Consider the following 9,018-nt stretch of genomic DNA (forward strand, 5'->3'; position numbering starts at 1 on the left):
GCGTCGTGTCACGCGGCGCCGATGCGCTGTTCCGCCCGAAGCTCTTCCGCCGGTTCCATACCGAGCACATCGATGAGGGTACGGCCGGACTCGATCTGGCTGGTCCATTCCTTCTCGCGCTGGAGCAGGGCGAGCGCGGTCTTCAGCACCTCGGCCGCCTGCGACAGCGGCACCACCACCACGCCGTCGTCATCGCCGATCACGATGTCCCCCGGCTGCACGGGCGTGTTGCCGACCGACGCCGTGACGTCCATGCGACCGCCGAAATTCTTGTGCGGGCCGCGCGGGACCGCTCCCCGCGCGAAGATCGGAAAGCCGATCTGCCGGATGTCGCGCACGTCGCGCACCGATCCGTCGATGACCACGCCGCCCAGCCCGCGCCGCTTGCCGCAACGGGCCACCCATTCGCCGGCGAGCGCCACATCATCCAGCCCACCGCCGGCGACCACCACCACCTGCCCCGGTTCGGCAAGGCTGACGGCGTGCAGCAGCATGCTGTTGTCGCCCGGCATGGGCATGACGGTACGCGCCTGCCCACAGAGCCGCATCCCTTCCGCACAGGGCTTGATGCGCGCGTCCATGCTCTGGCACCGGTTGAGCGAATCCGACACGACGGAGGTCGGAATGGAGGCCCAGAGCTCCAGTTCCGACGGGTCGAGACGGGGAAACTCCACGATGTAACGCTGCATGGCCATGGCTCAGGATCCTCGAACGGAAGGCGTCGGCGGTGCGGCCGGGCCTTGTGGTTCCGTCGGCCGGCTGCGTGTGCGTCAGGCGAACGGACCCGACGCACCTGAGGGCACGACGGACCGGACACCACGGAAACAAGACAAGCGCCGAGCAGGCCGCCATTTCGTGACAGCCACCCCAACGCCCACCTTTGATTGAAGTGTTTATTAAATTTCTCGAACATCTTATACAGTGTTGTTCCAACGCATGCAAGTGGGTTGCTATTCAGAAACACCCCCGCGCGCTTCCGGCCATTTCATGGCAACGATGCAACAGCGTCGTGTCCAACCTTTGGTTTTCATCCGGACGGTTGTCTCGGAGCGGCCCCACCCCCGTCGCCGCGGGAGTTTTCATGCGTTCGCATGCGCGATTTCCTGATGCCCATATGGTTACGCATAAGAATATCTCCGTGGACAATCGCATGATGCGGGCATAGCGTCCGCCATGTCGGGCCGAACATGCGACTTTTGGCCCGCCGATGACCCGTTACACGGCAGGAGACCCCGCGCATGCTCGTCGACACCCAGGACCTGACCGCGTTCTGCGCGGACATCTTCCGCGGCGCCGGTGTCCCGGCGGAGGTGGCAGGGGTGGTCGCCGACAGCCTCGTCTACGCCGATCTGCGCGGGGTTGGTTCGCACGGGGTGCTGAGGACCGAAATCTATCTCCGCCGGGCGGCCGAGGGCATGGTCGATCCTCACGCGGAGGTCCGGATCGAACGTGACGGCGGCTCCACGCTGCTCGTGGACGGCAGCAACAATTTCGGCGCCTGGGTGGGCGTCGTGGCGGTGGATCATGCCATCGCCCGCGCCAAGCAGACGGGCGCCTGCGTCGTCGGAGTCCGGCGCTCCAATCATTTCGGCACCGCGGCCTATTTCGTGGAGCGTGCGATCCGGCAGGGATGCGCGGCCATGGTGATGAGCAACGCGTCGCAGACCATGGCCGTGACCGGCGGCATGACGCCCTTCGTCGGGACCAATCCCGTGGCCTTCGGCTTCCCGACCGGCCGTGAGGCGCCCTTCATCCTGGACATGGCGACCAGCGTGGTGGCGAAGGGGAAGATCCTGGCGAAGGCGAAGCTGGGCGGCAGCATCCCCGAGGGCTGGGCCATCGACGTCGACGGCAACCCCACGACGGACGCGCAGGCCGCCGTTGCCGGCACTGTGCTGCCCCTGGGCGGAGCCAAGGGATCGGGGCTGTCGATGGTGATCGACATCCTGTCCGGCGTGCTGACCGGAGCCGGCTACGGACCGTCCATCAAGAGCATGTACGACAATTGGGAGGAGCCGCAGGACGTCGGCCATTTCATGCTGGTCGTGGACATCGATCGCTTCCTGCCCCTGTCGGCCTTCACCGACCGGCTGGCGGACTACATCGACACCCTGAAGCGCCAGCCGCGCGCGCCCGGCGTGGACGAGATCCTGCACGCGGGCGAGCCCGAGTTCCGCCTGCAATCGGCGGCCTCGGCAAGCGGCCTCGATCTGCCCGATCCGCTCGTCGCCGACCTGAAGTCCATGGGCGCCCGCTACGGCCTCCGCTGGCCGGAGGGCTGACGGAAAGAGCCGGAACGGTAATGTCCGCGTCCGCAAGCGCCGGTCATCCGTATCCCCAGGTGGCAATCCACCGGCGCCATCCCATCTAACGAAGGCGGCATTCCCTGGGAAGGGACGGACATGACCCACCGCGCCGGAATGACGGCAGCCGCGTCGCACGCCCACGTCGAGCAACCCGGAGGATGGATCATGCCCAGCCCGTTCACGACCTTCGAAGGAACCAGCCCCGCCGGAGTCGACATCCTCCGGGAGCGGGCGCGCTGGGCGGCGGCCGAGCGGCGCTGGCACCACCCGGCGGTCCTTCCCGTTCCGGACGGCCCGCCCCCACCTCCCTACCGGGGGGCCCTGCAGGACGGAGCCAAGCTCACCCGCTTCACCGACGCTCAGGCCGCACGCTCCCCGTAAACGGACCGCAGCGGGGGAGGACCGGGAGCGCGGCCGTCGGCGAAGCCCGGTGACCGCCCTCCCCTCAGCGGGCTGTTTCCAGCACGACCGCAGTGATGCGTGAGAAAAATTCCTAATGAAGGCGAATGACTTCAAAGGAAAGACTTCGGGATTTTTCCGAAGGACGGCAGGATTCTCACCTGAATTTTCCGGCATGCGACCTTATATGACGGTTCGGACCGGATATTCCATGGGAGGGCGGCATGCCGCTGCGGGCCGAATACACCCTGCACCAGTCCGACCTGGCCGAGTTCCTGGCCGCCCCGGTTTGGGAGGAGACGAACGGAGGTCCGCTCAGCGTGCTCTCGGCACTGGCGCGGCTCGACGTCGATCCCTGGGCGGAGGCCGCCCGTTTGGCGGCTTTGCCACGCGACGCGGCGGCATCGGCGCTCTCGGCCATTCTCCGCCGGCTTCCCGGCGACACGCCGGATGCCGCCGACGTCGGGATGATCGCCAATCGCTTGGTGGAACTGCTGCCCAGCGGCGGGTCCGCCACGACGACCGATGACGGCGAGGCCGGACGGGTCCGCAGCAGGATCCCTGCCGGCAACCGACTCCGCGTCAAGGGCGCGGCCCGTTACTGGCTGATCCTGATCCTCCTGGTGCTCCTCATCGTCTCGATGAGGAGCGGGTTCTGGTCCTGATGCGAGCCGCGGCGCTGGAGCGCAAGAACGGTTGGCATCTGGCCGGAAAACGGGGGCCAGTTCAGTCAGCATCGGCCCGGACGGTGCGGCTGTTCCTAAACCGCGGGGCCTGGGGATCGGCGCGCGGGGTCCGGGAACTGCGCCTCTTCTCCCCCGCGTCCGGGCGCGTCATCCGCGGCCGAACCGTCACCAGCGGCCTCGGCCCTGTACCGCTCGGCCATGGAACACTCCGACTGTAAGTCGATCCGTCCGGGGCTGGTGAAGGCATAGCCGCAGCCGTAGATCACCTTGATCGGCGACGGAAGATCGGTGGATTTGGCGATCTTGCGACGCAGGCGGCTGACCACCGCGTCAAGGTGGCGGTTGTCGAAGGTGGTGTAACGGCGGGCCATGGCGCTGACCAGATCGTCGCGCTGGCAGGTCTCGTTGATGGCGCTCATCAGCACGTTCAGAAAAGCCACCTCGGTGGCGGTCAGCTTCACCGCGCTGAGATCAGGGGCGATCAGGCTCCAGCTCGGCCGGTGAAGGACCCAGGGCTGAGGGGCGGGCGGTTGCGTCCGGTGGGACGATTCCTGCATACGGCGGAGCAGGCTGTTGATCGCCGCCTCGATCTCCCGCAACGAGGTGTGCTTGACCATGTAGATGTCCGCACCGCTGTCATAGCCGCGCACCCGCTCATCGGCTTCGCGCAGGGCGGTGAGCATGATGATCGCGCAGGAACGTTCCGCGCGCAGCCGGCGCGCGAGCTCCCGCCCGTCAGCGTCGGGCAGCCCGATGTCGAGGATCACCACGGCCGGATCCTGGCGCGTCGCCATCAGTTCGGCCATACCCGCCGCGGATCCGGTCCCCTCGGCGGTGAAGCCCCGCATGCCGAGATAAGTGACGAGATCGGCGCGCAGCGCCGGCTCATCCTCCACCACCAGAATCCAGCTCATGACGCATCGACCTTCCGCGCAATGTCCATACCGGCGTTCGGGCCAGGCAGGGGAAGCCTGACCGTGGCGATCGTTCCCCCACCGTCATGCTGGAGCCGTTGGCGCCGATGCTTACCGACCCGGCGACCACCTGCCCGCCGGTCGGCAGGGCGGTGGCGGCGGGCTCGGCCCTCGCGGAGCCGGCGGCGGCGATCAGGCCGGCAAGCGCCACGGCCCCGACGACCACGACCCCGACGGCCCCGCCCCCCCGTCGCGTCGCCTCGGGTGCGACGACCCATCGCCCCTTGGCGCGGTTCCAGATCAGCCGGTAGGCCCGGTTCATGCCGCCGTGATCGTACATGGTCGCCTCGCGCCTAGAACATCGTGGTGACGGAGAACCAGACCCAAGGGCCGGTCCGGCTTCCGTCCTGGTTTTAGCCCGCGGTGGCCGCACCCTGGTTCGCCCCGACCGGCACCGCGGCGGTCACGGTGACCCCGAGGCGTCCCGACACCGCGTAGGAGGCGCCGACGCCGGCACCGAACAGCGGGTAGCTGTTGGGGATGTCGCTGCCGGCGTCCCAGCCATCCCACCGGTCGGCATGCTGGCGGATCGCGCCGGCGTCGACGAAACCGAACAGGTCGAGACCGGAAGCCCAGCCGTCGGCGAAGGGCCGGTGCAGCTCCAGGGTGGCAAGGAGACCGCTGTCCCCCGGCGCCTCGTTGACCGGATAGGCCCGGACCCCGCCCGGACCGCCCAGGGAGAACTGCTCGGAGCTGTCGAGATTGCCGCCGGACCATTGACCGGCGATCCGGGCGCGGAGAAACAGGTCGGTGGCGAGCGCCTGATCGCGCTGGAACTCGAAGGTGAGCTTCGTGAAACGGCCGTCGCTGCGGGTCGAGAGCTCGTCGAGCGCCAGATCGCCGTCCAGCCGCGACAGATCGAGGACGCCACTGGTCAGCACGAGCTGATAGCTGCTCAGACCGCCGCCGCCCCAGCCGTCCGACCGGTCGCCCACGAGTGCCAGCCTGCCCTTGTTGATCCGCTTGCGATGGAGGGGTTCGCCGAGGATGTCGTCGTCGAAACGGCCATGCTCGTAGGCGGCACGCAGCCGCAGCGTCTCCGTCGAGCTGCGGATCAACGGATAGGTGATGGACGCGCTCTGCGTGATCGCGACGCCGCGCCCGTCGGTGTCCTCGTACGAGCCGCCGAGCCGGTAACGGAGCGCCGTCATCAGCAGCCCGGCCTGCCAGCCGTCCGGCCCCAGCGGAACGCTCCACCCCGCCTGGCCATAGGTCAACCGGGTCGATGCGATCGTCCTGACCGCCAGCTGGTCGCCATATCCGGTCAGGCCGTTCAGCGACAGCCCTGCGTTGGCGCGGTACAGGCTGGTGCTGCGCGTGCCGGCGTTGTCGGCGCCGATCTGGGCAGTGGCGACCGGCGTGTCGCGGACGGCCAGCGTCAGATCACTGGTGCCCGGCGCGGCCCCGGCCTTCAAGGTGCCATCGGCGGAGATGCCCGGCAGGTCGTTGGCCAGCAGAAGACCGCGTTCGAGGTCCGCCAGGGAATAGGGTTCCCCTGGTTTCAGGCGGGCGGCGACCACGGATTCGACGAAGGTCCCGTCGGCACGGGTCGGCTCGTCCTGCCGGATCACCCGCCCGAAGCGGCCCTCGACCACCTGGATGCGCACGATGCCGTCGGTGACATCCTGGGCCGGGAGAAAGGCGCGGGCGAAATAGCCGCGAACGCGGTAGGCGTCGGCGATGCTCCGCGCCGCGTCCTGGAGATCGCGCAGGCTCTGCTCCTTGCCGACACGCCCGCTCAGCAGCGTTTGCAGTTCGGCCTGCGGGATCAGCGTCGCGCCATCGATCACGAAGCCTTTCACCAGCAGACGGGGGCCGGTGTCCGGCGGCGCTTCCGGTTCGGCCGGTGCCGCCGGCGGCCGCTGCGGGGCGAGGTCGGGCACGCCATCCCGCAGCATCCGCTGCAAGGAGCCGGCGTTGGGCGGCACCTGCCCCATGGCCGGAACCATCGGCAACACGACACCCGCGAGCGATAGGAACAGCGCAAGAGCGCGGGTGGCTGCGGTTCTTTCCGGCATCTTCAACAAGAACCCTCTGCCACTCACCGAGTTGATGATCAGCTTGATTGTAACGGTCTGCATATTTCTAAAGTGAAACCATCAATACCGACTTAAGAACTGTCATATCCATGACGTTCATATACTAGATTTTCAATCAATGCGGCTCAACACATCAAGTGTGATCAAACCTGACCAATTCTGATCATGGAGAATATTCCAAGGTTGCGGCGGACGGAGGCCGCAACATGCCGGACATGGCGTCAATGCGTCACGGATCGTGTCCCATCCGGTGGTGTAGCAACCGTGCTTGATGAAGAAAGTCGATGAACCGGGAGTGCTCCGCGTCAAGGCGCGCGCTGACGCGCGCCCGCCCTTTGGGCGGCTTCGGCCTTGACTCGTCCGCTCCCCCGGTTCGCTTGGCTTGGCATGCGGTCGGCGACGAGCGCCGACCGTCGGCGTTTTCAGGCGGGCTGAGCCTCCCAGGTGGCTCCTTTGGCCAGCATGGCGTTGAGACGGACGATCAGTTTGCGCATGCAGGCGGTCACGGCGACTTTGAAGGGTTTTCCGCGTTGGATCAGGGTGTTGTGGAAGTGGGCGATGACGCCTTTGGTGTTGATGGCGGCGGACAGAGCCGCCAGAGAGAGGGCACGGCGGACATCGGCGCGCCCTCCGGCGATATGGCGGCGCCCCCGCATCTTTCCGCTGTCGTGATCGAAAGGGGCCACGCCGACGAGCGCGGCGATCTTCTCGCCGGACGTCCGTCCCAGTTCGGGCCGCAGGACGGCCAAGGTCGTCGCCGTGACCGGACCGATGCCGGGCGCGGTCCGGAGGGCCTGGAGCGTCTGCGACAGGGCGGGCTGCGCTTTGGTCGCTTGGCCGATGGCGGCGTCCAACACGGCCACCTCGCGAGCCAGATGCTCGACGGCACGGGTCAACGCCTCCCGCGCCGCGATCGGAGCCTGGGTGATGCTCTTGCTCAGATCGGCCCGTTTGTCGACGAGCAGACGGCGCGCTTTGAGCAGGCCGGCCACTTCTTCGCGGGCCGGATCGGCGGGAATGGCCGGGACGGTCGTCTGGGCGGCGGTGAAGTCGGCGATCACCGCGGCGTCGAGATTATCGGTTTTGGCTCGCTGCCCCTTGGCTTTGGCAAAGAAACGCACCCGCGCCGGATCGAAGACCCGAACCGAAACCCCAGCCGCGCGCAGGGCGTCGCGGATCGGCCGTGCATAGCCACCGCTGGCATCCAGACCCTCCAGGATGATCCTGCGTGCGGCAATCCACGCCACCACTTCGCGGTGCCCCTCCGGGGTGTTGGCGACCCGCCGTTTATCGGCACCGGGAAACAGACCTATGTCCAGAAACGCTTTGCCGCAATCGATACCGGCCACCTGCGTTGATTCAGACATCCTCGGCATCCTTCCTTGTGGTGCGAACTCAGGCTCACGCAACCGTTCGGACTGCAAGGAAGATTGGCCGCCCTCATGCTACACCACGGCCTTCCAGCCAAGGAGCGGTCGGGGTCGGCCAACCTGGGCGGTTGGTCATCACACCAGCCGTCCAGGTCTCAACATGGGTGCTCCCGGACACACAAGGAGCTGTGGGGAACCGGCCCGCCGAAGCGCCCTTTATCGCTGGCGTAGGCGGGCCGGTTATCCACAGCGGGGCGGTCACCGTGGATCTTCGGTAGAGTCTGGTCACCACACCTCAACCCGACCGAAGGGTGAGCACGATGCTTGAGAAGGGCACGGATGCCGACGTGCTGCGCGAGATGATCGGCTTTGCCGCCGAGCGCCTGATGGAACTGGAAGTCCAGGGGCTGACCGGCGCCGGCCATGGCGAACGCTCGGCCGAGCGGCTGGCCCAGCGCAACGGCTACCGGAATCGCGACTAGGAAACCCGGGCCGGCACCGTCGAACGGCGCATCCCCAAGCTGCGCAAGGGGAGCTACTTCCCCGGATTCCTGGAGCGGCGGCGAATGTGGCTGAGAAGGCGCTCGCCGCGGTGATCCAGGAAACCTACATCCAGGGCGCCTCGACGCGCTCGGTGGACGACCTGGTCCAGGCCATGGAGATGTCGGGCATCTCCAAGAGCCAGGTCAGCCGGTTGTGCGCCGGGATCGGAGCCGACGGCGCAGCCGGCAATGGCCCGAAGGGGCATTGAGGCGGAGATGACTCCCGAGACTTGCGAGGGTGGCTCGACGAGCGGGTGAAGACCTTCCTCGGCCGCCCCATCGAGGGCGACTGGCCCTACCTGTGGCTCGACACCACCTACGTGAAGGTCCGCCGGAATGGCCGCATCGTCTCGGTCGCCGTCACCATCGCGGTGGCGGTGAACACTGATGGCCGGCGCGAGGTGCTGGGCATGGACATCGGTCCGTCGGAGGCTGAGACCTTCTGGATGGAGTTCCTGCGCAAGCTGAAACGTCGTGGTCTGAGCGGCGTCAAGCTGGTCATCTCCGACGCCCATGGCGGTGTTGCCATCGGCTGGAAAACTGACCCGGGTTCATCGGGTGAAAACTGACCCACCGCTTCTAATAACACTGTGTCATAAGCTGCGGGTTTGGTGGCAGCAGGGGCATCTCTGGAGGGCTTGTGCCAGGGTGCGGGCGATTGCGACGCGCATCCTGGTGATGGAGATCGGGATGTGGCGCTCA

At 67.2% G+C, this 9,018-nt stretch carries 8 protein-coding genes and 1 pseudogene; 4 read left to right on the plus strand and 5 right to left on the minus strand.

The window, feature by feature from the left end:
- Positions 1-8: 8 nt before the first annotated feature.
- Positions 9-695: an RraA family protein gene (locus tag HL658_RS21380; protein ID WP_180284620.1), complete on the minus strand. Its 687-nt coding sequence runs from the start codon at positions 693-695 to the stop codon at positions 9-11.
- A 543-nt stretch (positions 696-1,238) separates the two neighbouring features.
- Here HL658_RS21380 and HL658_RS21385 point away from each other — a divergent pair.
- From HL658_RS21385 to HL658_RS21395, 3 genes are all read left to right on the plus strand, one after another.
- Positions 1,239-2,282, plus strand: coding sequence for an Ldh family oxidoreductase (locus HL658_RS21385; protein WP_180284621.1), 1,044 nt, complete (start codon positions 1,239-1,241; stop codon positions 2,280-2,282).
- Positions 2,283-2,471: 189 nt separating this feature from the next.
- Entirely contained in the window at positions 2,472-2,687 is a 216-nt protein-coding gene (locus tag HL658_RS21390) for a hypothetical protein (protein WP_180284622.1), read from the plus strand.
- Positions 2,688-2,929: 242 nt separating this feature from the next.
- Positions 2,930-3,370 carry a hypothetical protein gene (locus HL658_RS21395; RefSeq protein WP_180284623.1) on the plus strand — a complete coding sequence of 147 codons (441 nt, stop codon included), beginning with the start codon at positions 2,930-2,932 and terminating at the stop codon, positions 3,368-3,370.
- Positions 3,371-3,465: 95 nt separating this feature from the next.
- Here the strand turns inward: HL658_RS21395 and HL658_RS21400 are convergent, their stop codons facing one another.
- The 4 genes from HL658_RS21400 to HL658_RS21415 form a co-directional block, all read right to left on the minus strand.
- Positions 3,466-4,305 (minus strand): response regulator transcription factor, encoded by an 840-nt coding sequence (locus tag HL658_RS21400; RefSeq protein WP_180284624.1) that lies wholly within the window; start codon positions 4,303-4,305, stop codon positions 3,466-3,468.
- A complete protein-coding gene (locus HL658_RS21405) occupies positions 4,277-4,645 on the minus strand; it encodes an ESPR domain-containing protein (RefSeq protein WP_180284625.1) in 369 nt (122 codons plus the stop codon). The genes HL658_RS21400 and HL658_RS21405 overlap by 29 nt, the downstream gene beginning before the upstream one ends.
- A 73-nt stretch (positions 4,646-4,718) precedes the next feature.
- Positions 4,719-6,314, minus strand: coding sequence for a ShlB/FhaC/HecB family hemolysin secretion/activation protein (locus HL658_RS21410; RefSeq protein ID WP_246337769.1), 1,596 nt, complete (start codon positions 6,312-6,314; stop codon positions 4,719-4,721).
- 512 nt (positions 6,315-6,826) lie between these two features.
- Positions 6,827-7,771 carry an IS110 family transposase gene (locus HL658_RS21415; protein ID WP_180284627.1) on the minus strand — a complete coding sequence of 315 codons (945 nt, stop codon included), beginning with the start codon at positions 7,769-7,771 and terminating at the stop codon, positions 6,827-6,829.
- Positions 7,772-8,160: 389 nt separating this feature from the next.
- Here HL658_RS21415 and HL658_RS21420 point away from each other — a divergent pair.
- Positions 8,161-8,885 (plus strand): annotated as a pseudogene (locus HL658_RS21420) (transposase).
- The last annotated feature ends 133 nt before the right edge of the window (positions 8,886-9,018 follow it).

Source organism: Azospirillum oleiclasticum, assembly GCF_013423485.1.
GTDB classification, from domain to species: Bacteria; Pseudomonadota; Alphaproteobacteria; order Azospirillales; family Azospirillaceae; genus Azospirillum; species Azospirillum oleiclasticum.

Coding starts and splice junctions, on each gene's coding strand:
- HL658_RS21415 (WP_180284627.1), bottom strand. CDS start 7,771: ATGTCTGAATCAACGCAGGTGGCCGGTATCGATTGCGGCAAAGCGTTT.
- HL658_RS21390 (WP_180284622.1), top strand. CDS start 2,472: ATGCCCAGCCCGTTCACGACCTTCGAAGGAACCAGCCCCGCCGGAGTC.
- HL658_RS21405 (WP_180284625.1), bottom strand. CDS start 4,645: ATGTACGATCACGGCGGCATGAACCGGGCCTACCGGCTGATCTGGAAC.
- HL658_RS21385 (WP_180284621.1), top strand. CDS start 1,239: ATGCTCGTCGACACCCAGGACCTGACCGCGTTCTGCGCGGACATCTTC.
- HL658_RS21380 (WP_180284620.1), bottom strand. CDS start 695: ATGGCCATGCAGCGTTACATCGTGGAGTTTCCCCGTCTCGACCCGTCG.
- HL658_RS21400 (WP_180284624.1), bottom strand. CDS start 4,305: ATGAGCTGGATTCTGGTGGTGGAGGATGAGCCGGCGCTGCGCGCCGAT.
- HL658_RS21395 (WP_180284623.1), top strand. CDS start 2,930: ATGCCGCTGCGGGCCGAATACACCCTGCACCAGTCCGACCTGGCCGAG.
- HL658_RS21410 (WP_246337769.1), bottom strand. CDS start 6,314: ATGGTTCCGGCCATGGGGCAGGTGCCGCCCAACGCCGGCTCCTTGCAG.